Origin of the sequence: Polaromonas sp., from assembly GCF_029945895.1 — a bacterium.
Lineage (GTDB): Bacteria > Pseudomonadota > Gammaproteobacteria > Burkholderiales > Burkholderiaceae_C > Polaromonas.
Genome location: NZ_JAQSDL010000084.1, coordinates 17,613 through 42,807, shown reverse-complemented (window position 1 = coordinate 42,807; position 25,195 = coordinate 17,613). Strand labels below are relative to the sequence as shown.

Sequence of the window (25,195 nt, the reverse complement as noted above, 5' to 3'; positions counted from 1 at the left end):
CTCAAGGGTAAACCCCGCGAAAACCGGCTTGCTGGCCCGTTTCTCGCTAGAGACGCATGGCTACAATTTGCGGATTAGCTCGCCACCCAATCCAGTTGTCTTCTGGTGTTGATAGGCGGGCTTTTTGTTAACTCACACGGCCTCACGGTGATCCCGGGGGGTCGTGGCCGCCAGGCGGCGTTGACAATTTCAACCAATCGGGAGAGTGAGTTATGGAAGTTTTGCTTCAGCAGATCATCAACGGGCTGGTGCTGGGCAGCATGTATGCCCTGGTCGCCCTGGGCTACACCATGGTGTACGGCATCATCAACCTGATCAACTTCGCGCATGGCGAGGTGCTGATGGTGGGCGCGCTGACCAGCTGGACCATCATTGTGTGGATGCAGGAAGCCATGCCCGGCACGCCGGGCTGGGTCATTCTGGTGATCTCGCTGCTGATCGCCTTTGTGGTGTGTGGTGCGCTCAATTTCGCGATTGAAAAAGTCGCCTACCGGCCGCTTCGCAACTCGCCCAAGCTGGCGCCGCTGATCACCGCCATTGGCATGTCCATCCTGCTGCAGACCCTGGCCATGATCATCTGGAAGCCCAACTACAAGCCTTACCCGACGCTGCTGCCGTCCGAGCCGCTGCAGTTCGCCGGCGCGGTGATCACTGTCACGCAAATTTTCATTCTGGGTGCCACGGCGGTGTCGCTGGCCATCCTCATGTACCTGGTCAACTACACCCGGCTGGGCCGGGCCATGCGTGCCACCGCCGAGAACCCGCGAGTGGCCGCGCTGATGGGGGTCAAGCCCGACACCGTCATCTCGGCGACCTTCATCATCGGCGCCGTGCTGGCCGCACTGGCCGGTGTGATGTACGCATCCAACTACGGCACGGTGCAGCACACCATGGGCTTCCTGCCCGGCCTCAAGGCGTTCACCGCCGCCGTGTTTGGCGGCATCGGCAACCTCGGCGGCGCGGTGCTGGGCGGCATCCTGCTCGGGCTGATCGAAGCCATTGGCGCCGGCTACATCGGCCCGCTGACCGGGGGTGTACTGGGCAGCCAGTACTCGGACATCTTCGCCTTCATCGTGCTTATTTTTGTGCTCACGCTGCGGCCTTCAGGGCTGCTCGGAGAACGTGTGGCGGACAGGGCCTAGGAGACCACCATGATGAAAAAACACAGACTCCTTTCTTTCCTGGTGGTGGCCGTGCTGCTGCTGGTGCTTCCGTTATTTTTACAGGAAATTTTGCCCCGGCTTTTTGGTCAAACGGGTGGCAACGCATACGTCCGTATTCTGGACATGGCGCTGCTGTATGTGCTGCTGGCGCTGGGGTTAAACATCGTTGTGGGATATGCGGGCTTGCTTGACCTCGGGTATGTCGCTTTCTTCGCGGTCGGTGCCTATCTGTTCGCGCTTCTGGGGTCTCCTCATCTGGCCAGCGCTTTTCCCTGGATTGCAGCTGAATTCCCGAACGGCCTGCACCTGCCGATCTGGGCCATCATTCCGATGGCGGCGGCTCTCGCCGGCCTCTTCGGCGTGATCCTCGGCGCGCCCACGCTCAAGTTGCGTGGCGACTACCTGGCGATTGTCACACTGGGTTTCGGCGAGATCATCCGCGTGTTCCTGAACAACTTGGACCGCCCGATCAACCTGACCAACGGGCCCAAGGGCATCAACCAGATCGATTCGATCAAGTTTTTTGGTTTCGACCTCGGTAAGACGCACAGCTTCTTCGGCATCGAGGTGGCATCGGTCTCGATGTATTACTACCTGTTTCTGGTGTTGGTGATTGTGTCGGTGGTCATCTGCCACCGGCTTGAAAATTCGCGCATCGGCCGCGCCTGGATGGCGATTCGCGAAGACGAGATTGCCGCCAAGGCCATGGGCATCAACACCCGCAACCTCAAGCTGCTGGCGTTCGGCATGGGCGCGACGTTTGGCGGCGTGTCCGGCTCCATGTTTGCCGCTTTCCAGGGTTTTGTCTCGCCCGAGTCCTTCAGCCTGATGGAGTCGGTCATGATTGTGGCCATGGTCGTGCTGGGCGGCATCGGCCACCTGCCGGGTGTCATTCTCGGCGCGCTGCTGCTGGCCGCGCTGCCCGAAGTGTTGCGTCACGTGGCCGGGCCGCTGCAGGCCATGACGGGCGGCCGTCTCGACTCCGCCATCCTGCGCCAGTTGCTGATTGCGCTGGCCATGATCACCATCATGCTGTCCAGGCCGCGCGGCCTGTGGCCGGCGCCTGACCATGGCAAATCGCTGGTCAACACCGGCAACGGCAAATAAGGGCAAGGTCATGAGCGAAACCATTCTCAAAGTCTCGGGCGTGTCCAAGCGTTTTGGCGGCCTGCAGGCCCTCAGCGACGTCGGCATCCACATCGAACGCGGCCAGGTCTACGGCCTGATTGGCCCCAACGGCGCCGGCAAGACCACCTTCTTCAACGTGCTGACCGGGCTGTACACGCCCGACAGCGGCACCTTCGAACTCGCCGGCAAGCCGTACAAGCCGTCGGCCGTGCATGAGGTGGCCAAGGCCGGCATTGCGCGCACCTTCCAGAACATCCGCCTGTTTGCCGACATGACGGCGCTGGAAAACGTCATGGTGGGACGGCACATCCGCACCAAATCGGGCCTGATCGGTGCGGTTTTTCGCACACCCGGTTTCAAGGCCGAAGAAGCGGCGATTTCCAGGCGCGCTCAGGAACTGCTCGACTACGTCGGCATCGGCAAATACGCGGACTTCAAGGCGCGCACGCTGAGCTACGGCGACCAGCGCCGCCTCGAGATCGCGCGGGCACTGGCGACCGACCCGCAGCTGATTGCCCTTGACGAACCTGCCGCGGGCATGAATGCCACCGAGAAGGTGCAGCTGCGCGAGCTGATCGACCAGATCCGCAAGGACAACCGCACCATCTTGCTGATCGAACACGACGTGAAGCTCGTCATGGGCCTGTGCGACCGTGTCACCGTGCTCGATTACGGCAAGCAGATTGCCGAAGGCCCGCCTTCCGAGGTGCAGAAAAATGAAAAAGTGATCACCGCCTATCTGGGCACAGGTCATTGAAGGAAACCAAGAACATGGCCACTACAAGTCATACCACCCTGCTCAAAGTCACCGGCCTCAAAGTGGCCTATGGCGGCATCCAGGCGGTCAAGGGCATCGATTTCGAAGTCAAGGAGGGTGAGCTGGTCACGCTGATCGGCTCCAACGGCGCCGGCAAGACCACCACCATGAAGGCCATCACCGGCACGCTGCCGCTGCTGGGCGGCGACATCGAATACCTGGGCAAAAGCATCAAAGGCCAGGGCGCCTGGGACCTGGTCAAGGAAGGCCTGGCCATGGTGCCGGAAGGCCGCGGCGTGTTCACCCGCATGACCATCACGGAAAACCTGCAGATGGGCGCGTACATCCGCGATGACAAGGCTGGAATCGCCGCTGACATGGAAAAGATGTTTGCGCTGTTCCCGCGCCTGCGCGAACGCAAGGACCAGCTCGCCGGCACCATGTCCGGCGGCGAGCAGCAGATGCTGGCCATGGGCCGCGCGCTCATGAGCCGTCCGCGCGTCCTGCTGCTCGACGAACCGTCCATGGGCCTGTCCCCCATCATGGTCGACAAGATTTTCGAAGTGGTCCGGGACGTGTCGGCGCAGGGCGTCACCGTGCTGCTGGTCGAACAGAACGCCAGCCGGGCCCTGGGCATTGCCGACCGCGGTTATGTCATGGAGTCGGGCCTGGTCACGATGAATGGCGAGGCGAAGGAGCTGCTCAATGATCCGCGGGTGAGAGCGGCTTATCTGGGCGAGTGATTCTTCAAGAATTGTGCGCGCCTGGCCCTTATGGGGTGGGCGCAAGCAGCTATTTGATTCATAGCGTCATCTGAGTTCACCGGTTCGGGACGCGTCGGCGGAAGACGGTACAGGTTGGCTCCGATCGAAGTTGTCCGGGATTGTCACAGTGACGCGGCCGGCATTTTTTTGCACAATCGGGGCATGACATCTTCATTCCTCCCTTCCTTCGCGGCCCGTACGCTGGCCCTCACGGCCTTTGCCCTGCTGGCCCTGTCTTCCACTGTTGCCACCGCGCAGCCCAAGGTCATGCGCATCATCGTGCCGTATGCACCCGGCGGCCCGATCGACGTGACCGCGCGCCTGATGGCCGAGCGCGTCAAGGACTCGCTGGGTACCGTGATCATTGAAAACCGCCCAGGCGGAGGCGGCAACATCGGGGTGGACGCCATCGCCAAGGCAGCACCCGACGGCCTGACCATCGGCATCGCCGCCGTCGCCACCCACGCCATCAACCCGTGGCTCTACAGCAAGATGCCCTACAACGCGGCCACCGACTTTGCGCCCATCACGCAGATGCTGCGCGTGCCGAACGTGCTGGTGATGAACGCTGACACCGCCAGACGCCTGAACATCAACACGCTGGCGGACCTGATTGCCTATGCCAAGGCCAACCCGGGCAAACTCAATTACGCCAGCGGCGGCAACGGCAGCGCCGGCCACCTCGCCGGGGAAATGTTCAAGAAAGACGCGGGCATTTTTGCGCTGCACATTCCCTACAACGGCGGCAACCCGGCGCAGCTGGCGCTGCTCAGCGGCCAGGTGGACTTCAACTTTGACAACCTCGCGACCGCCTCCGCCAACATCAAGGCCGGCAAACTCAAGGCGCTGGCCGTGACCACCGAAAAACGCAGCGCGGCGCTGCCCGATGTGCCGGCCGTGGCCGAAACGCTCAAGGGTTTTGCCATCGACACCTGGTGGGGCCTGGTGGCCCCGGCCGCCACGCCGAAAGACGTGGTCGCCAAACTGAACCAGGCCTTTGTCGCCGCGCTGAACTCGCCGGAAGCCAAAGCCCGCTTTGCCACCCTGCTGGCCGAACCGGTGGCCAGCACGCCCGAGCAGTTTGGCGCTTTCATGAAAAGCGAGCTGGCCAAGTATGAGAAGGTGGTGAAGGCTTCCGGGGCTCGGGTGGATTGATTTTGTTGAGCCTTTTGAGGCTTCAGCCCTTATGGGATGTGCGCAGATAGCTATGTAATTCATAGCTAAAGTGTGCTTCGCAGTTGTCATCCCGGACCTGATCCGGGATACATGTGTGCTGACTACCTTGTTCCACTTTTCGTGGTTTGCCAGCAAGCCGGGTCTCGCCCCGGCGGGCGAGTTACCTTTCTTTGTCTCGCCAAAGAAACCTAACGGAAAGAAAGGCGACCCGATGGTCTGGGTCCCTCCGCTTCGCTACGGGCAACCTCCGGTGCTCGGTAAAAGCGGGGTCTCGCTCGAACTCGCCTTCGGCTCAGACAATCGCGAGCCCTGATCCGCTTTTGCCTGCGCTCCTCGGCCCAGCCCGACGGGTGGAGGGACAAATGCGGATTCGGGTTCGGGTTCGGGTTCGGGTTCGGGTTCGGGTTCGGGTTCGGGGAGGCGATGACGCGCTTTGCGCGTCATCGTCGGAGTACGGGACCGTCATGTTTGCACGTGAGAGCAGCACACGGAGCCAAATGAAGTCCCCTCCATCGCCCAGCGGGGCGAGGGCAGGGGCTAGGGGTGGGAGTGGGGAGTCCGTCCTACTGTCCAGGGTGAACCGGGGACGCAGCGTGACGCCTCAACTCCGAGCTTTCACGCCAAAGCCTTGGCCTTGTCCGCCTCCGTCGTGAACGAGTCCGCAAAAAACTCTTCTTCCGGCAGGCCGCCGAGCGCGCTGTAGTCAGCGCGGGCCGAATCGACCACGATGGGGGCGCCGCAGGCATAGACCTGGTGGCCCGACAGGTCGGGAAAATCTTCCAGCACCGATTGGTGCACAAAGCCAGTACGGCCGGTCCAGTTGTCTTCCGGCAGCGCGTTGGAGATCACCGGCACATAGGTCAGGGTGGGCATGTCGGCCACCTTGGCCATCACCCAGTCGTTCATGTAGAGGTCGGCCGGGCGGCGGCCGCCCCAGTACAGTATTGCGGGCCGGGTGATGCCCTTGAACTGCATGTGTTCGATCAGCGCCTTGATGGGCGCAAAACCGGTGCCCGAGGCCAGCAGCACCATGGGTTTTTTGCTGTCTTCGCGCAGGAAGAAGCTGCCGTAAGGCCCTTCGATGCGCAGGATGTCTTTTTCCTTCATGGTGCCAAACACCTGCTCGGTGAACTTGCCGCCCGGCATGTGGCGGATGTGCAGCTCGATGCCCGGGGTGTCCGCCTGCGTGTGTGGCGCATTGGCCATGGAGTAGCTTCGGCGATCTCCGTCGCGCAGCAAAAACTCCACATACTGGCCGGCGTGGTACTTGAACACATCGCTGGCCGGCAGCTGCAGGCGGATCACGACGACGTCGAGCGAGGCGCGCGCCAGGCTGCTCACGCGGGCCGGCATTTTCTTGATCGGGAAGGCGCTTTCGTCGGTCACCTGGCGCGACTCCAGCACCACGTCGGTTTGCGCCACGCCGCAGCAGGTGAGAATGAAGCCCGCGGCTTCTTCCTCGTGACTCAGCGCCTTGAGCTGGTGCGGGCCGTGCACGACCGTGCCCTCGATCTTTTTGCATTTGCAGGAACCGCAGGCGCCGTCCTTGCATCCATAAGGCATGCCTATGCCCTGGCGGATGGCCGCGGCCAGCAGCGCTTCGTCGGGGTTGGCGGTGAACGAGCGGCCGCTGGGCAGCACGGTGACGTTGAAAGTCATACTGGTTATCCTCTGACGTAATCCTGTTTTTTATAACTCTGGCTGTTCCCAGCCCATTCCCCAATTTTGCCCTCAAACCAAAGTCCCCTCGGTGCCCTGCCTTCGCGCTTTCGCCGCCAGCGCATTCTGATCATCGGCTGCGGCGACGTCGGCCTGCGTGTCGCGCGCCAGCTGGCGCCGCGTGTGCGGCTGCTGGCCCTGACCTCGTCGCCCGAGCGTTGCCCTGAACTGCGCGCCCGTCACATCACGCCGCTGGCCGGCAACCTGGACCAATCCGCCACCCTGCGCCGGCTGGCCGGGCTGGCCACCCGCGTGGTGCACCTGGCGCCGCCGCCCGGCGAAAACCTGCCCGACTGGCGCCGCGACCCGCGCACGCTGGCCTTGCTGCGAGCCTTGCGCCTGCGCGGCTTGCCGCAGGCGGTGGTGTATGGCTCAACCAGCGGCGTGTACGGCGATTGCCAGGGAGAGTGGGCGAGTGAAACCCGCGCCGTCAACCCGCACACGCCGCGCGCCTGGCGCCGCGTCGATGCCGAAGCGCAGCTGCGCTTTTTTGGACGGTCCAGCGGTGTGCGGGTGCACACGCTGCGCATTCCGGGCATCTACGCGCCGGACCGCGAGGGTGGCACGCCGCGCGGGCGCCTGCTCAAGGGGACGCCGGTGCTGGCGCCGGCCGACGACGTGTTCACCAACCACATCCATGCCGACGACCTGGCGCGCGCCTGCGTGGCGGCCCTGTGGCGCGGCAAACCGCAGCGCAGCACCAATGCCAGCGACGACACCGAGCTGAAGATGGGCGACTACTTCGACCTGGCCGCCGACCTGTATCGCCTGCCGCGCCCGCCGCGGGTGGCGCGCAGCACCGCGCAGGACGAGTTGCCGCTGATGCTGCTGAGCTTCATGAGCGAGTCGCGCCGGCTTGACAACACGCGGCTCAAAGAGGAACTGCGCGTGGCGCTGCGTTACCCGACAGTGGCACAAGGGCTGGTGCTACCGCCCGCCTGCTGATTTGCTATTAAATCAGGAGCTGTTTGCGAACGCTACACAAGGGCTGGTGGCCGATTTGACCTGAAATTTCAGATGCCGGATGGTTTCCTGAGTGTGAGCAGCCGGTCCTGCGCTTTCAGCACCAGAGTCCTGACCTCGGCGCCCTGCAGCACTGTCAGGGAGACCTCCGCATCGGGGGTGGCGCGACTCCAGAGCTTTTTGTAAAAAGCCTCCAGCGTGGCGACGGTGGCGCCGTCCACCGCCAGCACCACGTCGCCGGCTTCCAGCCCGGCCAGTTCGGCCGGACTGTCCTTGCTGACGCGCACGATCTGGATGCGCCCGCCCTGGTCGCTGGAATTCAGGCCCAGCCAGGGCCGGTGGCTTTGGGCGCTGCTGCCGGAGCGCTGCATGTCGGCCAGGATGGGGCGCAGCAGGTCTACCGGCACAAACATGTTGCCGGGCAGGCGCTGGTTCTGCCCGCTGGCGTCGGCCACCAGCAGCGAGCCAATGCCCACCAGCTCCCCTTTCTGGTTGAACAGCGGTGCGCCGCTGTGGTTGGCGCCGTTGCCCAGCAGGGGCGGACTGGTGAACAGGGCCGTGTCGATGTGGTACTCCCAGTTGCCGGAAAACGCGCGCTTGCTGACCAGCTGCGTCATGCTGACCTCGCCGTCGTCTCTGCCCTGCGGGCCGGTCACCGCCATCAGCGCCTCGCCCGGTTGCAGGGGCTGGCTGCTGCCCAGCACGGCGGCACTGACGCCGCTGCCAGCGCGCAGGGGCAGCAAGGGCCGCAGCAGCCCGAAACCGGTCGCCAGGTCGTAGGCCACGGCGCGCGCCGGCAGGGTCTTGTTGTCCTGGGTGACGATTTCAATCTGCTCGGCCTCCAGCATCAGGTAGCCAATGGTCAGGATCAGGCCGTCCGGCGCAATCATCACTCCGGAGCCGCGGCGCTGCTGACCCAGGGTTTTGGCCGACTGCGCCTCCTCGTCCACCAAAACACGCACGCCCACCACCGAGGCATTGGCCCTGGCCAGCGCGGCAATCATTTCCTGTGCGGTCGGCGGCTGCACCGTGGCCGCCTGCAGGGGCAGGGCACCCAGCAGGAAGGCCGCAACAAGGGGTTGGGTCCAACGAGGAAGTGAGCGCATGACGGACTCCCGAAGCCGCAGAAAAAACTGCGATTCGAGAATGCGCCTAATTCAATGCCATGGCAAGGCGCTGGGTCAAATTTGCCCGGCCCCTGCGCCTTGCGGCGGGCACTCAGGGGCGCAGGCGCGCGTGCACCCAGTGCGCTGCCGCCAGCAGGCGGTGGTCCTCGCCAGCAGCGCCCACCAGTTGCAGGCCCACCGGCAGGCCGTTGCGACCGCGGGCAAAAGGCAGGTGCACGCAGGGCAGGCCCAGCAGCGTCCAGCTGCGGCAAAACAGCGGGTCCCCCGTGCCGTCCAGCCCGGCCGGCGCCTCGCCGATGCTGCTGGGAGCCAGCAACACGTCGTGGGGGCCAAACAAGTCCTGCACCTGGCGCCGTGCCTGCGCGGTCACCCGCAGGTTGTGCGCATGTGTTTCACCACGGATGGCCAGCCCCGCGGCGATCAGCGCCTGCAGCGGCGCACTGAGCCAGTCGCGGTGCCGCAGGCGCTCATCGCTCAGGGAGCGCGCGGTCTCAAAGGCCTGCACCTCCTTCTGCACGGCAACCAGGTCCGACAACCCGGGCGGCAGCGCCATGGGCGTGCCGTGGCCGGCCAGCGCGGCTTCGGCCTGGGCCCAGGCCTGCTGCGTGTCCTCATCGGCCTGCGCCCACTCGGGTGTGCGGCAAAAGCCGATGCGCGGCGCGGCCGTCTGTGCAAAAGCAGCGGGGTCGGCCAGCCGCGCATCACCGGTCAGCACGGCGCCCAGCAGTGCCACGTCGCGCACGCTGCGCGCAAAGCCGCCCACCGTGTCCAGCGTTTCCGACAGGCTTTTGACGCCGGCCCGCGGCACCCGGTTGTGGCTGGGCTTGTACCCGACCACGCCGCAGAAAGCCGCCGGCCGAATCAGCGAGCCGGCCGTTTGTGTGCCCAGCGCCAGCGGCAGCATGGCATCGGCCACGGCGGCGGCCGAGCCACTGGACGAGCCGCCCGGCGTGTGCGCCGGGCTGTGCGGGTTGCGCGTGGCGCCGGGGAACATGTTGGCCAGCTCGGTGGTCACGGTTTTGCCCAGCAGCACCGCACCGGCTTCACGGCACAACGCCACCGCCGCCGCGTCGGCCGGCGGCTGTTGCCCGGCATAAATCGGCGAGCCGTAAGCCGTGGGCAGGTCAAAGGTGTCGAACAGATCCTTCACGCCAAACGGCAGGCCGTGCAACAGGCCGCGCACCGGCCCGGCGTCGAGTTCGCGGGCTGTTGCCAGCGCGGCATCGGCGCCCCGTTGCACAAAAGCCTGCAGCTGCGGCTCACGTTCGGCCATTCGGTCCAGGCAGGCGCGGACCAGGTCCACGGCCTTGAGTTCGCGGCGTGTGAGCAGGCTGGCGGCTTGCCAGGCGTCGAGTTGGTGCAGGGGTGTGGCGGAGCGTGTGGTCATGTCCGCCAGTATCTGTGCTTCTGCGTTTTTGCGCGCAAACGCCCACAAAAAAGGCCCCGCCAAAACTGGAAGGGCCTGTATCTGGTGCCGGGGCCGGAATCGAGCCCGCGCACGAAGTGTGCCTTGTCAATATCGCCCAAAGGCGTGCTGGTTCGCGAGAGCCAACAAACAAGTATTCAGAGGAGGTGGTGCCCGGGGCCGGGATCGAACCCGCGCACGAAGTGCGCTTTGTCAATATCGCCCAAAGGCGTGCTGGTTCGCGAGAGCCAACAAACAAGTATTCAGAGGAGGTGGTGCCCGGGGCCGGAATCGAACCGGCACGCCTTGCGGCGGGGGATTTTGAGTCCCCTGCGTCTACCAATTTCACCACCCGGGCTGCAAGAAGCAAAGAGGCAAATTATGGCACAGTGCAGGGTATGAATTATCCGACCATTGAAGACGCCATTGGCAAAACGCCCCTGGTGGCACTGCAACGCATCCAGGCTGACAGCAACACCCAACGCCACAACGTCGTCCTCGGCAAGCTCGAGGGCAACAACCCCGCCGGCTCGGTGAAAGACCGGCCCGCGCTGTCGATGATCAAGCGCGCCGAGGAGCGCGGTGACATCAAACCGGGCGACACGCTGATCGAGGCCACCTCCGGCAACACCGGCATCGCGCTGGCCATGGCCGCGGCCATCAAGGGTTACCGCATGGTGCTGATCATGCCGGAGGACCTGTCGATTGAACGCGCGCAAACCATGAAGGCTTTCGGCGCCGAACTGATCCTCACGCCCAAAAGCGGAGGCATTGAGCACTCACGTGACCTGGCCGACCAGATGCAGCGCGAGGGCAAGGGCCGCGTGCTGGACCAGTTTGCCAACCCCGACAACCCGCGCGTCCACTACGAGACCACCGGCCCCGAGATCTGGGCCGACACAGCGGGCAAGGTCACGCACTTTGTCAGCGCCATGGGCACCACCGGCACCATCACCGGCGTGTCTCGCTTCCTGAAAGAAAAAAACCCGGCGATCCGCATCATCGGCGCGCAGCCCAGCGAAGGTTCGCGCATTCCCGGCATCCGCAAGTGGCCCGAAGCCTACATGCCGAAAATTTACGATGCCCGCCATATTGACGAGACCGTGCTGGTCAGCCAGAGCGACGCCGAAGACATGTGCCGCCGTCTGGCGCGCGAAGAAGGCATCTTCGCCGGCATCTCGGCCGCCGGCGCCTGCTGGGTGGCGCAGGAGATTGCCAAAACCGTGGAAAACGCGGTGATTGTTTTTATCGTCTGCGACCGCGGCGACCGTTATCTTTCCACCGGCGTGTTTCCGGCCTGATGCCGACAAGCTCCGAGCGAACGGTTGAGCCGGGTTTGTATATAAAAAGTGGCTGTTGCCCTTGTCCTTCGGGCGCAAGCAGCTATCAAAAAAGAAGCAAAAAGGTCTGCATGCCATGAGCCACGAATTCAAGTTTTGCCCCAGCTGCGCCACCCCGCTGGCGATGATTTCCCAGCTGGAAGACAGCGGCGAGACCGTGCGCCTGCGTTGCCCGGCCTGTGACTACACCCACTGGAACAACCCGGTGCCGGTGCTGGCCGCGGTCATCGAGCACCAGGGCAAGATCCTGCTGGCGCGCAACGCCGCATGGTCCGGCAAGATGTACGCGCTGATCACTGGTTTCATGGAAGCCGGCGAAACGCCCGAGGGCGGCATCACCCGCGAGATCAAGGAAGAAACCAGCCTGGACGTGACCGACCTCCAGCTGATTGGCGTCTACGACTTCCAGCGCATGAACCAGATCATCATTGCCTACAGCGCCGTCGGCCACGGTGAAGTCAAACTCTCGCCCGAGCTGGTGGACTACCGGCTGTACGCCCATGAAGACGTCAAGTGCTGGCCGGCCGGCACTGGGTACGCCCTGGCAGACTTTTTGAAGTCCAGGGGTTACCAGCCGGAGTTTGTGGAGTGGGCCAAGCGGGACTGAGGGTCTTGGCCCGGGCGGCCGGAAGCTTCAAGATCTTTTTGGCCACCAGCCCTTGCTGGATGGGCGCAGGCAGCTATTAAAGTTGTAGCGGGTGATGGCCGTCAGATGGAACCTGTCTACCGCCATCGCCATCGCCATCGCCTGAAGCTGGACGGCTTCAGACCTTTTATTTTTTCTGCCCCCACGTCACAAGCTGCAACGCTGGATCGTCAATACGGTGTCACCTCCAACTTTTAAAGGAAAACACCATGACTGCCACCGCCACTGCTGCACATACCGCGCCCATCCGTCTGGACCTCGTCATTCCGGAAGTCTTCCCCGTCCTGCTCAAGGTGAGAGAGGTGATTGACGGCCTGGGCCTGGAGAAAAAGCTTCACCACCTGGTGCACCTGCGCGCCTCGCAGCTCAACGGCTGCGGCTTTTGCGTGAAAATGCACACCCGCGAGGCCCGTGAAGACGGCGAAACCAGTGACAGGCTGGACCGCCTCATTGTCTGGGCCCATGTGAGCGACTTCAGCGAGGCCGAAAAAGCCGCACTGGCCTGGACCGAAGCGCTGACCGTGCTTGACCACAAAACCGACTACGCCAGCCTGCGCGGCCGGCTGCGCAAGTCGTTCAGCGACAAGGAGATCGGCGCGCTGACCGCCACGATTGCCATGATCAACCTCTGGAACCGCACCCAGGTCTCGGCGCATTAGGCCCCACCATGCAAGGCATCAGCCCCACGGCCGTGTTTGAAGAAAGGCGCAGGCACCTGTTCGGCCTGGCCTACCGCATCCTCGGTTCACGGGCTGATGCCGAAGACGCCGTGCACGACGTCTACATCAAGTGGCTGGGGGCCGACCATGCCAGCATTGCCACGCCGGCGGCCTGGCTCACCACGCTGTGTACGCGGCACTGCATTGACATGCTGCGCGACGCGCAGCGCAGCCGGGTGGACTACGTTGGCACCTGGCTGCCCGAACCCATCCACACCCGCACCGAAGAGACACCCGAAACGCATGCCTTGCTGGCCTCGTCGCTGAGCATGGCCTTTTTGCTGCTGCTCGAACGGCTCACGCCCAGGGAGCGCGCCGCCTACCTGCTGCACGAGATTTTTGAAACGCCCTACGCCGAGGTGGCCGGCATACTGGACATGGAAGAAGCCGCCTGCCGCAAGCTGGTCTCGCGCGCCAGCGTCAACATCGCCCAGGGCAGGGTGCGCCACGTGACGCCGCCCAAGGTGCAGGACGAGCTGCTCGCCGCTTTTCGCGAGGCCATTACCGGCGGCAGCACCGAGTCGCTGGCCAGTCTGCTGTCGGACGACATCGCCGTCAGCGCCGACAGCGGCGGCAAGGTCCCCTCCGTCGAAGGCGTGTTTCAGGGCAAGGGCAGCGTGCTCACGCTGGTCACCACCCAGCTGGCGCGCTACTGGGCGGCTTACGAATGGGTGCCCTGCGAGATCAACGGCGGCCGCGCCATCCAGCTGCGCGCGAACGGCGAGATCGTGACCGCCATCACCTTTGCCTACAACGACGAAGGCCAGGCGACCAATATCTACATCCTGCGCAACCCCGACAAGCTCGACGGGCTGGCCTTTGGGCCGGAGGTGTTGGCGTGAGGCCGGTGCGCTGCGGCGGCAAATGCGCCTGAAACGGTATTTGCACAGGTGTTTGAGCTCTCCAGACCTGATGCGGTGGGCGCAAGCAGCTATCAAAGCAGGAGCGATACTTCCCCGCGTCTGCCTTGACTGAACTCAAAGGGGCTCGCCCCTTCGTAGAGGATGTTCAGACAAGCTTCATGGACAAAAACACGGTTGCGGCGCTGCCCGGTCAGTTCACGGGCAATCCCCCAGTCCTCCAGTCCACCAGAGCCTGCATGGATCTGGAGGCGGTGGAGAAGCTCATGCTTGCGCCGGATTGCCTCCAGGCGCCCGCCCAAGAAGGCCTGCGATTCCCCGCCGCAGCGCGGCCAGCCGGCACCGGCCTGTTCACCCTTGTTAAACTACGCGTCTGCCTTTGTAGCTCAGTGGATAGAGCGATCCCCTCCTAAGGGATAGGTCGCAGGTCCGATTCCTGCCAAGGGCACCATCTTGCAATTCACGGCCCTAGTCAAACGGCACCGTGTAGATCAGGTCCACCGCGCTTTGCTGGCCGGCTTCGGCCCGGATGGTGAAGCGCTGCGACAAATCGTAAAACAGGTACAGCGTGCCGAGTGCGCCCGACAGGCTGCGTTCGTAGGCCGCATAGAAGTTGCGCGAAAAACGTTTGCCCAGCGTAACCGCGCCTTCGGCAGCACTGCCGTCGGTGTTGCTTGATGCGCCGCGGAACGACAGCTCGTCCAGCCCCAGCGAGGCCGCCAGCCCGCCGGACATGCCGCCGGTCTTGCTGCCCAGCAGCGCAATCGCCGCCTGCTGCAGCAGCGCGGCTTCGGCGCCGCCGCTGGCCGAGGCGCGGCCCACCACCAGCCAGGACAGTTTCTCTGCGTCGGACAGCTCGGGCTGCGCGTACAGGCGCACGCGCGGCAGTAGCGCCGTGCCGGTGATCTGCACCCCCACGCGCTGCGTGAGGTTGGGGCGAATCGCCAGGATGTCCAGCGTCGGGTTGTCGATGGCGCCGGTAAAACGCAGTTGCCCCTGCTCGACATCCAGGCGCTGGCCGTAAGCGCGGTATTGACCGCCCACGGTGCGCACCGTGCCGTTCAGGCGCGCGTTGCCCAGGGACTCACCGCTGAGCGCGAGTACGCCCTGCACGCGCGTGTCCAGCCCCTTGCCGCGAATGCGGAAGTCCTGGCCCAGGTCGATCTGCACCGCCAGGCTCAGGCTGCGGCTGTCCTGGCTGGCGGGCGCGGCGGCGGGCGCATGGGCCTCGGCCGGCGCTTTTTTGCCGGCGGCTGCGCCGCTGCTGCTGCGCACCACCACGTCGTCACCGAGCTGCGGCGTGCTTTCGTCGGGCAACAGGATGCGCGCCTGGTCGATCAGCAGCTTGCCGGTCAGCGTCGCCGCCTTGCCGACCAGGCTGGCCCGCAGGTCGCCCGACACGGTGAGCGCCCGGTCGGTGCGCAGGCTGGCGCGCAGGCGTTCCAGTTTGGCGTCCAGCCGCACCTCCGGTTTGCCATTGATCCAGCCGGCTTCGCCCTGCGCGCGCAGCAGGCCGCCGGTGCCCTGGCCGCCAGCGCCCTGCAGGGTGAACTCGCTGATGCGCATGCGGGTGCCGTCCAGCGTGGCGCGCAGCGTGCCCTTGCCGAACTCGATGCCGTCCACCACCGAGCGCAATGCCAGGTCGTCGGCCTGCAAGGTGCCGGCCAGCTGCGGCGCGGCGCGGTTGCCGCTGAGGGCCACATTGGCGGCCAGAGAACCGCGCAGCCGCCAGCCCGGTGGCGCCAGCACGGACCACACACCGATCCGCGGCAGTTGCGCGCGCAGGCGGCCGTTGAGCGGCGCATCTGCCGGCCAGGCCCAGCCGGCGCTGCTTCTGGCCAGCCGCGTGGTGAGCTGGCCGTCGGCGTTGCCGGCGCGCTCGCTGTCCCAGCGCAGGCCCAGGGTGAGGGCGTCGCCGTTGCTTTCCAGTGTCAGGCGCGCCTCCTTCACCCCGGCGGCGACCCGTGTGGCGCTGCCTTGCGCGGTTTCGGCCTGCACCGTGATGTCGCCGCGGCTGCGCGCCAGGCTGGCCTTCAGGCGCAGGGTGCTGCCCAGCGCCGCGTCCCACTGGCCGTCGAACACCAGATCACCGGCCAGGCCAGCGCCCGCCAGTTGCGGGCCGGCGACAAGCTCCAGCCAGGCCAGCGGCAAACCGGTGAGGGTGCCAGCGGTGAGCAACTCGCCGGCGCGCCAGCGCACCGGCTGCCAGGCCAGGGTGGCTTGTGAAGGGGAACCTGCCGCGGCTGCGCGCGCGGGGGCAGTCAGCAGGGCCTGGCCAGCGCCGGCTTCCAGTGCGCCGCCGGCCGATGTTGGCGTCCACTTCAGCGGCACCGCTTTCTGCGTGGCCAGGCGCCAGGCGCCAGCGCCCAGGGCCGGGTCTTCGACCGACAGCTGCAGTGGCTGCACCAGGGCTTGCCACGGCGCGGTGCTCCATGCGGCAAGGCTGGCCGGGGCCGGGCCGCTGCGGCCACCGCTGGCGGCCAGTTGCAGGGCGTAGCGGCGCTGCTGCTGGTGCAGCCGGCCCTGGAGCTTGAGTTCGGCCTGGCTCAGGCGGCCCGACAGGGTGGCCTGGACAGCGCGGAACTGCAGCACGCCGGCAGGGGCTGCGGGGCGGGTGGGAGTCGAAGTTTTTTCAGATGTGCTGGAAGATGGGTTTGAAGATGTGTTGGAAGACGGGCTGGCAGGGGCGACGCCATTGCGCCAGTCCAAGGCGGGCAGGCTCAGGCTGGCCTGCAACGACGGGTCGCGCCAGCCGCCTTGCCAGCCGAGCTGGAGTTCGGCGCTGCCGCTGGCCGAGGCCTGTTGCAGGGCGGCCGGTGCGCCTGGCAGGCGCTGCAGCCAGCGCAAGGCCAGGGCCGCATCGCGGCCGCGCAGGCTGAGCCGGCCCGCGCCCCGTGTGGCCTGCAGTTCACCCTGCAGCTGGGCGGCCAGGCCGGGCGCGGTCAGGTCCAGCCGGCCCTTGCCGCTGCGGGCGGCGGGCTGCACTTGCAGCGTGCCGGCCAACTCGGCGTCGTCGGTGCGAAGTTGCAGTGCCGACAGCGTCAGCGTGTCGCCCGCCCAGCGCCCGGTGGCGCTTGCGTCGCGCAGGCGCAGGGCGGCCAATGGGTTGTTGGCGGAACGGTCGGAACGGTCGGAACGGTCGGAACGGTCGGAACGGGCGGAACGGGTGGGCGGTGCGGCGGTTTTGCCGCTGGCTGCAACGGCGGCATCGAACTCGATCGCGCCCGCCTGCCCATTCACGTCCGCGCGCCCGTCCACCGGCAGTGCCGCCAGTTGGGTGTGCAGCGCAGCGGGGTTGATGTTTTTCAGCGTGGCCTGCACCTGCCAGCCCTGCGCGCCGGCAGCAACAGGCGCCGCGGGCGTTGTGGGGGAGGCGGTGGCAGGGGCCGCCTGCGACCACTGGCCGCTGGCCGTGATCTCGCCACCAGCCAGCCGGGCCTGCAGGCTGCGCACCATGGCCACGCCGCCGCGCCACTCGCCCTCGGCCTGCAGCTTGTCCAGCGGCAGGCGCTGCTGGTCCCAGGGGCCGGGCAGGCTGTTGCTGAGGGTGGTCTGCAGTTGCCAGGCGTCGCTGCGGCGGCTGTCGGGCCGCACACTGAGCTTGCCGCTGAGCCCGGTCTGCGGCGCGCCCGGCCAGAGGCTGGCCAGGTCGAGCGCGACAAAGCTGGCATCGGCCTGCGGCAGCGGTTGCGCCGCCCAGGGCGTGATGCGCGCGGTGGCGCTGGCCTGCGGCGTGGCGCCGGGGCGGGTGGGTGTGCCGACCTGCTGAAGGGCGCCGCTGGCCTGCAAGTCAGCCAGCGGGCCTTGGGCCGTGGCCTGAAACGCCAGTGGCACGCGGGCCGCGCTGCCGGGCACGGTGGCTTCCAGCACGCCCGACATGGCAGCGTCCAGCGTCAGTGCACCGGTGGCCAGCAGGCTGGCGCGGCCGCTGTAACGTCCGTCAGCGATGAGTGCGTTCGCCAGCTCGATCCGGTGGTGCACGCCATCAAAGGCATAACGCGCGCGAATGGCTTTGGCTTCCAGCGCGGGCGGGCCCAGCCACAGCAGCCGGTCGATGGCCAGTTCATCCAGGGTGATGCGAAAGGGCAGCGCCACCGAGACCGGCGGAGCGGCGGCGGCTTCAGCCGGCGGGCGCTGGTCGTCCACCGTCAGGCTGGCTGCGGCCAGGCGCTCGAGCCGGAGGGTGCCGGTCAGCAGCGACAGCGGGTGCCAGCGCAGCTGGACATCGCTGGCGACGAGTTGCAGGCGCTCTTGCTGCCAGCGCAATGTCTGCACCTGGCCGCCGGCGCGCAGTGAGCCGCTCACCCCTTCGGCGCTGAGCGGTTGCGCGCGCCCGGCCCAGCGCAGCGCGCTGGCCAGCGAGCCTTCGGTGCCCGACCACACCCAGAGGCCCGCCAGGGCCAGCAGCAGCGCCAGCACCATGGCGCTGCATGCCGCGGCCACCGCCTTGCGCCAGCGGCGCCGTGGCGGTGGTGCCGCGCTATCGGGAGCGTTGCGGGGAGCGGTGGCGGGCATGACCATCAGAAAACAAAACCCACACTCATGTGCAGCCGCAGTTTTTTGGGGGTCAAACCGTAGGCCAGGTCAATCTGCAGCGGACCGATCGGGCTGCGCCAGCGCACGCCGGTGCCCACGCCGACCCTGGCCTTCAGCTCTTTCGGCGTTTCGGCGACCGAACCGGCGTCGACAAACAGCGTGTGCTCCCATTCGGTGGGCAGGCCGTTGCGCCGTATTGGCCTTTGCCACTCGACGCTGCCGACGGCGAGGTAACGGCCCGGCCCGGTCACGCCGCTGGCGCGCTCGACGCCGATGTCGCGGTAGCCGTAACCGCGCACGGTGTTGTCGCCGCCCGTGCGAAAAAGCTGTGTGGCGGGAATGCGCGCCGAGTCCGCAGCCACCACCGCGCCGGCTTCGGCGCGCAGGGCGAGGCGGCCACTGGTCAGCGACTTCACGCCCAGCCAGCGTCCGGTGGTGCGCAGGAAAGGCTTGCGTTCATTGCCCAGCGTCACGCCGCCGCCGAGTTCAAAGCCCAGCCCGTAACCCTTGCTGGGAAAAGGCAGGCTGTCGAAATAGCGGCCGGTCCAGACGTAGTTGGCGCTCAGGGCCGAACCGTCGCCGATGTCGCTGCCGGCCAGGGCGCCGGCCTGCCGGGTCTGCACACTCGCGCGGTCGTACTGCAGGTAGAGGTTGCGGTCGATGCGTTCGCCGGCCTGCGAGCGGCCGAATCGCAGGCGCTGCGCGCGGGTGACGAGCTCGTCGTCGTCCAGGCGTTCGGCCCGGCCGAGCGCGCCCCAGCGCCAGCCGTCGTCATCGGGGATGCCGGTCCATTCGGTTTGTGCAAACGGGGACTTGCGCTCGAGCTGCAGTTTGGTGACGGCGCGCCAGCCGATGCCGGGCACGCGGTGGTGGGTGTGTTCCACCGACGCGCGCGGCCCGCTGTCGGTGGTGATGCCCACGCCCAACACCACTTTCTGCAGCGCTGCCTCACGCACCTGCACCTGCACCGGGGCGGCCGCCGGGTCGCTGTCGGGATCGACAAAAATCGCGGCCGAATCAAAATAACCGCTGGCAGCCAGGCGCTGCTGGGCTTCGACCAGCCGGTTCTGGTCGTACACCGAGCCGGGCGGCAGGCGTGCCAGCCGCGGCACCAGCAGCGGGTCGTAGCGCTGGATGCCGCTGACCTGCATGGGCCCCAGCCGGTACAGCGGTCCGGAATCAAGCCGCAGCGAGAGCTTCGCGCTCTCGCTGGCGGGGTCGATGTCGGCCAGGCTGTCGGCGAGCCGGCCCGCCGGGTAGCGCCTGGCCACCAGTCCGCGCAGAGCCTGGGTTTTGGCGCTGTCCCAGTTGTCCTGGGTGAAGCGCTGGCCGGCGGGCAGGCGCCAGTCGCTGCGGATTTCCTCGCGCTGCGCCACTGCGTCGGTGTCGGACGAGGTGGCGATGTCGCCGGTGAAATCGATGGCCACGTCCTGGATGCGGGTGAGTTCGCCGGGTGTCACGGCAATCGCAATGGTGGGGTGCTGCGCGGCGGCCCCTTCCTGCGTGATGCGGATCTCGGGGCTGAAGTAACCGAGTGTGCCCACCAGGTTGCGCACATTGCGCTCGGCCAGCACGATCAGGCGGGCCAGCTCGGCATCGTCGAGGTCGGTCACTGCGCGGTAGCGCTGCAGTTCGAGGTGGCGCTCGAGCAGCTCACGCACGCCGTCGGGCGCGCGTACCTGAATGTCGAAGGCGGTGACCTCGGTCTGCGCCTGCGTCGGCCCGACCGAGCCTGCCGGGGTGGGCGGCGGGGTCACGCTGGCGGGCGGGGCGGCGGGGGCGGGTGCGGTTTGCGTCACGCCCGAAGCGGGCGAGGTGTTGACTTCCATCGGCGGTGCCGATGGCACGGCCGCAGCCGGCTGCGCTGCGGCGGCCGTGGCCAGGACAAGGAGAAGCGAGGCGAGTGGCGCGGCGATCAGGAACCGGGTCAGCGCCCGGTACGTGCGGCAGAAACTGGGGTGGGGCACATTTCCAGTTTACTTGGACAACAGGCGCATTGCCTCTTCAAGGCCTTTGATGGTGAGGGGGTACATGCGCTGGTTGACCAGCTGCTGGATCACGCTGATGCTCTGGCGGTACTGCCAGACGCCCTGCGGCTCGGGGTTGATCCAGACGAATTTCGGGAAGGCGTTGGTCAGCCGCTGCATCCATTCGACGCCGGCCTCCTCGTTGTTGTATTCGACGCTGCCGCCCGGCTGCAGGATTTCGTAAGGGCTCATGGTCGCGTCGCCGACAAAGATCAGCTTGTAGTCCTTGTTGTACTTGCGGATGATGTCCCAGGTCGCGAACTTCTCGCTGAAGCGGCGCCGGTTGTTCTTCCACATAAAGTCGTAGACGCAGTTGTGGAAGTAATAGAACTCGATGTGCTTGAACTCGGTCTTGGTGGCCGAGAACAGTTCTTCCACGCGGCTGATGTGTTCGTCCATGGTGCCGCCCACGTCCATCAGCAGCAGCACCTTCACGTTGTTGTGGCGCTCGGGCACCATCTTGATGTCCAGCCAGCCGGCGTTGGCGGCGGTGGAACGTATGGTGTCGTCCAGGTCCAGTTCCTCGACATGGCCCTCGCGCGCGAACTTGCGCAGGCGGCGCAGCGCGACCTTGATGTTGCGCGTGCCCAGCTCCTGCGTGTCGTCGTAGTCCTTGTAGGCGCGCTGGTCCCACACCTTTACCGCACTTTTGTTGCGGCTTTTTTCCTGGCCGATGCGTATACCCTGCGGGTTGAAACCGTTGGCGCCGAAGGGCGAGGTGCCGCCCGTGCCTATCCACTTGCTGCCGCCTTCGTGGCGTTCCTTCTGCTCTTCGAAACGTTTTTTGAGCGTTTCCATGAGCTCGTCCCAACCCATCTTCTCGATCTTGGCCTTGTCCTCGGCGCTGAGTTCCAGCTCCAGGTTCTTGCGCAGCCATTCGAGCGGAATGTCCTTGGTGAAGTCGGCAATCATCTCCACACCCTTGAAGTAGGCCGCGAAGGCGCGGTCAAACTTGTCGTAGTGTTTCTCGTCCTTCACCAGCACGGTGCGGCTCAGGTAGTAGAAGTCGTCGATTTTGTACGCGCCCTCGCCGATCTCGCCGTCCGCAGCATCCTTGCCGCTGTTGGGCCCGACCACGCCGGCCTGCAAGGCCTCGAGCAGCATCAGGTATTCCTTGACCGAGACCGGCAGCTTGGCCGAACGGAGGGTGTAGAAGAAGTCGATCAACATGGCAGGACTCCTTTCAGCCTTTGGGCGCGCGTGGTTTGTCCAGCAGGTACAGCAGCTGCGCCTTGACTTCCGGCCACTCGCCCGAGCGCAGGCTGTACATCACCGTATCGCGAATCGTGCCGTCGCGGCGCAGCGCGTGACCGCGGATCACGCCGTCCTTTTTGGCGCCCAGGCGCTCGATGGCTCGCTGCGAGGCGAAGTTGAAATTGTCGGTGCGCCAGCCGACCACCTGGCAACCCAGGGTTTCAAACGCGTGCGTGAGCATCAGCAGCTTGCAGGTGGTGTTGACATGGGTGCGCTGGCAACGCGCGGCGTACCAGGTGTAGCCAATCTCCACGCGTTTCACGGCCGGCAAAATGTCGTGGTAACTGGTGCTGCCCAACACCGTGCCGCTGGCCTGATCACGCACGGCGAAGGCGAAGCGGTGGCCGGCGTCGCGGGCCTTGAGCGCGTCGTCAATATAGGTGCGGGTCTGGTCTGGCTCCGGCACCGAGGTGACACGCAGCTTCCAGAGTTCACCGTCGGCGGCCGCGGCGCGCAGGCCGGCTTCGTGGTCGAGTGCCAGCGGCACCAGCTCGACGCCGCGCCCGGAAAGAATGACGGGTTGCACAAAACTCATGGCTCTTTGCCCTGTTTTTTTGCCTGCGCACGGCGCCAGCGCCGCGCGATCTGCAACCCCAGCCCGCCGCCCAGGCCCACCAGCACGATGCCGCCGATGGCGCTGTTGCCGTAACCCGCGGCAAAGATGTCGAGGCCAAACATCCGGCCCAGCCAGAAGCCGAGCAGGGCGCCGCCGACAAAACCGACGGCGTCGGACAGGCCTTCGATCAGGAGATTGCGCTTGTCGCTTGCCATGGCCGGTCTAGCGGTTGTGGCGTTGCATGAACACCAGTTTTTCAAACAGGGTGACGTCCTGCTCGTTTTTGAGCAGCGCGCCCACCAGTGGCGGCACGGACACCTTGTCTTCCTTGCTTTGCAGGGCTTCCAGCGGAATGTCTTCGGCCACCAGCAGCTTGAGCCAGTCCAGCAGCTCGCTGGTGGATGGCTTTTTCTTCAGGCCGGGCAGGTTGCGCACATCGTAAAAGGTCTTCATGGCCGCCGCCAGCAATTCCTTTTTGAGATCGGGGAAGTGCACATCGACGATCAGTTTCATCGTGTCGGCATCGGGAAACTTGATGTAGTGGAAGAAGCAGCGGCGCAAAAAGGCGTCGGGCAGCTCTTTCTCGTTGTTCGAGGTGATGAAGACCAGCGGCCGGTGTTTGGCCTTGATCAACTCGCGCGTTTCGTAGCAGTAGAACTCCATGCGGTCGATCTCGCGCAGCAGGTCGTTCGGGAACTCGATGTCTGCCTTGTCGATTTCGTCGATCAGCAGCGCCACCGGCTCATCGGCCGTGAAGGCCTGCCAGAGCACGCCCTTGATGATGTAGTTGTGGATGTCCTTGACCTTCTCGTCGCCGAGCTGCGAGTCGCGCAGGCGCGACACCGCGTCGTATTCATACAGGCCCTGCTGCGCCTTGGTGGTGGACTTGATGTGCCACTGCAACAGCGGCAACTTCAGGGCTTCGGCCACTTCCTCGGCCAGCATGGTCTTGCCGGTGCCGGGCTCGCCCTTGACCAGCAGCGGCTTTTTCAGGGTGGCGGAGGCGTTGACGGCGAGCATCAGGTCCTGGGTGGCGACGTAGTTTTTGGAGCCTTGGAATTTCATGATGGGCAGGAGGTAAGGACAGGAAAGTTGGGTGAATCTGCGGTGATCAAGCCGGGGCAGAACCGGGCCGCGGCGGTCGCAGATATAATCAGCGGTTGTTTTTTATAACAAATTCTCACCTGATTGTGCGCGCAAAATGACCAAGCTGTTCACCACCTTATTCGCTCTGGCTGTCTCGTTTGTGACGGTTTCCGCCCATTCCCAGGACATCAAGGGTGATGTCAAGGCCGGCGAGAGCAAAAATGCCATGTGTATTGGCTGCCACGGCATCAAGGGTTACCAGGCCAACTTTCCAGAGGTCTATAAAGTCCCCATGATTTCGGGCCAGAACGCCAAGTACATTGACGCGGCCCTGCATGCCTACAAAAAGGGCGAACGCAAACACCCCACGATGCGTGGCATCGCTGAATCGCTGAACGACCAGGACATTGCCGACCTGGCCGCTTATTACTCCCAGCATGGCGTGACCGAAGGTGCAGCTGCCGCAGCGCACACCGCCAAAACGCCAAGCCCTGCCGTTGCTGCCCTGCTCGGCAAGGCCAATTGCGCATCCTGCCATGGCGCCGACTTCAGCAAGCCGATCGACCCGTCCTATCCCAAGCTCGGCGGCCAGCATGCCGACTACCTGTTTGTGGCGCTCAAGGCCTACAAGGTCGAGAACAACCCCAAGGTCGGCCGCGGCAACGCCATCATGGCCGGCATGGCCAAGCAGTACACCAATGCAGAACTCAAGCAGCTGGCCAACTACCTGGCATCGGTGGAAGGGGACCTGAAAACCATTCCGCAGAGCAAGTTCCGTTAAGCGCACCTTGCATCCACGAAAAAGCCGCTGACCCAGCGGCTTTTTTTTGTGAGCCACCGACACAGGCGCGCAAAGGAAGCTCTTCTCTTTTCAAGCGGGGGCCGCGGAGCCAGCGACCGTGGGGGGCTAATCTCTAGTGGCGTGGCGCTGCACACAGGCAAGGTAGGCGTCGCCGTCGGGCGGCCTGCCCCCCCGCTGGCTTTCCCAGACCATCTGACCCAGGCAGTCCATGGCCTCGTGGTGGGCGTCGTGCAGCGAATTGCGGCGGGCGGTCAGCAACTCGACGGCCTGCCGGATGCCGCGCGGCTGATCGATCGAACACTGTTCGCTGATCGACAGGTGCATGGACAGATGCAGGAAGGGGTTGGTCCTGCCGCCTTCCACGTCGTACATCTTCTCCATCGCCGCATCGGCATCGGCAAAATCGGCGTGGTACTCGGGGTGCTCGTCCAGCCACTGACTTGCTATGATTTCAATAGCTTCCAGCGCTTGCCCTGAGCGGGCTTTGGCGTAAACAGAGCAGAAAAAACGACGAACGTCGGCTTGCGAAGGCGTGAACATGGGGCAAGCGTAGCATGGGCTCTGTTGCCGCTGCCGCCGTGGTGTTTTCCGGACGCCGGAATCGTCCATCGGCAATGTCCTACGGCCCCGCAGGCCTTTATCGGCTAGATTAGCTTCATGGCAGCGTGATTCCGGCAAGCGCGCGCCGACATCACCATCATCCGGCGAGGAGAACTTCATGAATGCAGTCAGAATCACAGGCATTGTCCTGATCGTGCTGGGCCTGGCCGGTTTTTTCACCGGCGGTTTCAGCTTCACCAAAGACACCACCAAAGCCAACATTGGCCCGCTGGAACTGGTCGTCAAGGAAAAAGAGTCGATCAATGTGCCCCAGTGGCTCAGCATTGGCGCGATTGTCCTGGGCGCCGTGGTGCTGGTGATGGGTTCGCGCAAGTCGTAGTCCCCACGGTTGCTCACTGCGTGTAGCGCCCGCACCTTGCAGGCCGCCGCTCGCCGGAGGCTTTGCTTCTGGCGCCTGTCCAACCTGCCCAGGCAGGTTCGGAGCCGCTGCCACCAGCCCCGAGGGGGCCGCTGCGCCTGCGGGCCGGCAAAGTCGGACCCGCGGCCCCTGCTTGAAAAGAGAAGAGCCCCCACGCTTGTCGCTGCGTGTACTGCGCGGCCCCGGCT

General features: G+C 65.3%; 22 protein-coding genes and 2 tRNA genes. 13 read left to right on the top strand and 11 right to left on the bottom strand.

Annotated features, from left to right (window positions below; genetic code table 11):
- Positions 1 to 212: 212 nt before the first annotated feature.
- The 5 genes from PSV33_RS10870 to PSV33_RS10850 all read left to right on the top strand — a co-directional run bounded on the left by PSV33_RS10870 (position 213) and on the right by PSV33_RS10850 (position 4,967).
- Positions 213 to 1,142 carry a branched-chain amino acid ABC transporter permease gene (locus PSV33_RS10870; RefSeq protein WP_300561535.1) on the top strand — a complete coding sequence of 310 codons (930 nt, stop codon included), beginning with the start codon at positions 213 to 215 and terminating at the stop codon, positions 1,140 to 1,142.
- Between the two features lie 9 nt (positions 1,143 to 1,151).
- Positions 1,152 to 2,270, top strand: a complete 1,119-nt coding sequence (locus PSV33_RS10865; protein WP_300561533.1) for an ABC transporter ATP-binding protein — start codon at positions 1,152 to 1,154, stop codon at positions 2,268 to 2,270.
- Positions 2,271 to 2,280: 10 nt separating this feature from the next.
- Positions 2,281 to 3,048 (top strand): ABC transporter ATP-binding protein, encoded by a 768-nt coding sequence (locus tag PSV33_RS10860; protein WP_300561530.1) that lies wholly within the window; start codon positions 2,281 to 2,283, stop codon positions 3,046 to 3,048.
- Between the two features lie 14 nt (positions 3,049 to 3,062).
- A complete protein-coding gene (locus tag PSV33_RS10855; protein WP_300561528.1) occupies positions 3,063 to 3,791 on the top strand; it encodes an ABC transporter ATP-binding protein in 729 nt (242 codons plus the stop codon).
- A gap of 183 nt (positions 3,792 to 3,974) precedes the next feature.
- Positions 3,975 to 4,967: a tripartite tricarboxylate transporter substrate binding protein gene (locus PSV33_RS10850; protein WP_300561526.1), complete on the top strand. Its 993-nt coding sequence runs from the start codon at positions 3,975 to 3,977 to the stop codon at positions 4,965 to 4,967.
- Between the two features lie 636 nt (positions 4,968 to 5,603).
- On the opposite strand, the gene PSV33_RS10845 is transcribed toward PSV33_RS10850, so the two are convergent.
- Positions 5,604 to 6,647 (bottom strand): CDP-6-deoxy-delta-3,4-glucoseen reductase, encoded by a 1,044-nt coding sequence (locus PSV33_RS10845; protein WP_300561524.1) that lies wholly within the window; start codon positions 6,645 to 6,647, stop codon positions 5,604 to 5,606.
- A gap of 66 nt (positions 6,648 to 6,713) precedes the next feature.
- Between PSV33_RS10845 and PSV33_RS10840 the strand changes: the two genes are divergently transcribed.
- The gene (locus PSV33_RS10840; RefSeq protein ID WP_300561521.1) at positions 6,714 to 7,652 is read left to right on the top strand and encodes an NAD-dependent epimerase/dehydratase family protein; all 939 of its coding nucleotides are present in this window, start codon (positions 6,714 to 6,716) and stop codon (positions 7,650 to 7,652) included.
- A gap of 68 nt (positions 7,653 to 7,720) precedes the next feature.
- Here PSV33_RS10840 and PSV33_RS10835 read toward each other — a convergent pair whose 3' ends face one another.
- From PSV33_RS10835 to PSV33_RS10825, 3 genes are all read right to left on the bottom strand, one after another.
- The gene (locus tag PSV33_RS10835) at positions 7,721 to 8,776 is read right to left on the bottom strand and encodes a S1C family serine protease (protein WP_300561519.1); all 1,056 of its coding nucleotides are present in this window, start codon (positions 8,774 to 8,776) and stop codon (positions 7,721 to 7,723) included.
- Between the two features lie 112 nt (positions 8,777 to 8,888).
- Entirely contained in the window at positions 8,889 to 10,184 is a 1,296-nt protein-coding gene (locus PSV33_RS10830) for an amidase (RefSeq protein ID WP_300561518.1), read from the bottom strand.
- Between the two features lie 291 nt (positions 10,185 to 10,475).
- Positions 10,476 to 10,560: transfer RNA gene (locus PSV33_RS10825), tRNA-Leu, on the bottom strand.
- 40 nt (positions 10,561 to 10,600) lie between these two features.
- Between PSV33_RS10825 and cysM the strand changes: the two genes are divergently transcribed.
- From cysM to PSV33_RS10800, 5 genes are all read left to right on the top strand, one after another.
- Positions 10,601 to 11,503: a cysteine synthase CysM gene (cysM, locus tag PSV33_RS10820; protein WP_300561516.1), complete on the top strand. Its 903-nt coding sequence runs from the start codon at positions 10,601 to 10,603 to the stop codon at positions 11,501 to 11,503.
- 115 nt (positions 11,504 to 11,618) lie between these two features.
- Entirely contained in the window at positions 11,619 to 12,149 is a 531-nt protein-coding gene (locus PSV33_RS10815) for an NUDIX domain-containing protein (RefSeq protein ID WP_300561514.1), read from the top strand.
- Between the two features lie 248 nt (positions 12,150 to 12,397).
- Positions 12,398 to 12,847 (top strand): carboxymuconolactone decarboxylase family protein, encoded by a 450-nt coding sequence (locus tag PSV33_RS10810; RefSeq protein ID WP_300561512.1) that lies wholly within the window; start codon positions 12,398 to 12,400, stop codon positions 12,845 to 12,847.
- A gap of 8 nt (positions 12,848 to 12,855) precedes the next feature.
- A complete protein-coding gene (locus PSV33_RS10805; RefSeq protein WP_300561510.1) occupies positions 12,856 to 13,749 on the top strand; it encodes a sigma-70 family RNA polymerase sigma factor in 894 nt (297 codons plus the stop codon).
- Positions 13,750 to 14,142: 393 nt separating this feature from the next.
- Positions 14,143 to 14,218 (top strand) — tRNA-Arg (locus tag PSV33_RS10800).
- Positions 14,219 to 14,235: 17 nt separating this feature from the next.
- Here PSV33_RS10800 and PSV33_RS10795 read toward each other — a convergent pair.
- Genes PSV33_RS10795 through PSV33_RS10770 form a run of 6 tightly spaced genes read right to left on the bottom strand, consistent with a single transcriptional unit; the run spans position 14,236 to position 23,205 of the window.
- The gene (locus PSV33_RS10795) at positions 14,236 to 18,282 is read right to left on the bottom strand and encodes a translocation/assembly module TamB domain-containing protein (protein WP_300561508.1); all 4,047 of its coding nucleotides are present in this window, start codon (positions 18,280 to 18,282) and stop codon (positions 14,236 to 14,238) included.
- 5 nt (positions 18,283 to 18,287) lie between these two features.
- The gene (locus tag PSV33_RS10790) at positions 18,288 to 20,270 is read right to left on the bottom strand and encodes a BamA/TamA family outer membrane protein (protein ID WP_300561506.1); all 1,983 of its coding nucleotides are present in this window, start codon (positions 20,268 to 20,270) and stop codon (positions 18,288 to 18,290) included.
- Between the two features lie 9 nt (positions 20,271 to 20,279).
- A complete protein-coding gene (locus PSV33_RS10785) occupies positions 20,280 to 21,500 on the bottom strand; it encodes a VWA domain-containing protein (RefSeq protein WP_300561504.1) in 1,221 nt (406 codons plus the stop codon).
- Positions 21,501 to 21,513: 13 nt separating this feature from the next.
- Positions 21,514 to 22,119, bottom strand: a complete 606-nt coding sequence (locus PSV33_RS10780; protein ID WP_300561501.1) for a GNAT family N-acetyltransferase — start codon at positions 22,117 to 22,119, stop codon at positions 21,514 to 21,516.
- The gene (locus PSV33_RS10775) at positions 22,116 to 22,355 is read right to left on the bottom strand and encodes a hypothetical protein (protein WP_300561499.1); all 240 of its coding nucleotides are present in this window, start codon (positions 22,353 to 22,355) and stop codon (positions 22,116 to 22,118) included. Before PSV33_RS10775 ends, PSV33_RS10780 begins: the two co-directional genes overlap by 4 nt.
- A 7-nt stretch (positions 22,356 to 22,362) precedes the next feature.
- Positions 22,363 to 23,205, bottom strand: a complete 843-nt coding sequence (locus PSV33_RS10770) for a MoxR family ATPase (RefSeq protein ID WP_300561498.1) — start codon at positions 23,203 to 23,205, stop codon at positions 22,363 to 22,365.
- Between the two features lie 136 nt (positions 23,206 to 23,341).
- On the opposite strand from PSV33_RS10770, the gene PSV33_RS10765 reads away from it, so the two are divergent.
- Positions 23,342 to 24,007, top strand: a complete 666-nt coding sequence (locus PSV33_RS10765; protein WP_300561495.1) for a c-type cytochrome — start codon at positions 23,342 to 23,344, stop codon at positions 24,005 to 24,007.
- A gap of 126 nt (positions 24,008 to 24,133) precedes the next feature.
- Here PSV33_RS10765 and PSV33_RS10760 read toward each other — a convergent pair whose 3' ends face one another.
- Positions 24,134 to 24,568 (bottom strand): DUF1841 family protein, encoded by a 435-nt coding sequence (locus PSV33_RS10760; RefSeq protein WP_300561493.1) that lies wholly within the window; start codon positions 24,566 to 24,568, stop codon positions 24,134 to 24,136.
- 178 nt (positions 24,569 to 24,746) lie between these two features.
- Here PSV33_RS10760 and PSV33_RS10755 point away from each other — a divergent pair, with 178 nt between their 5' ends.
- A complete protein-coding gene (locus tag PSV33_RS10755; RefSeq protein ID WP_300514193.1) occupies positions 24,747 to 24,968 on the top strand; it encodes a hypothetical protein in 222 nt (73 codons plus the stop codon).
- Positions 24,969 to 25,195 lie beyond the last annotated feature (227 nt).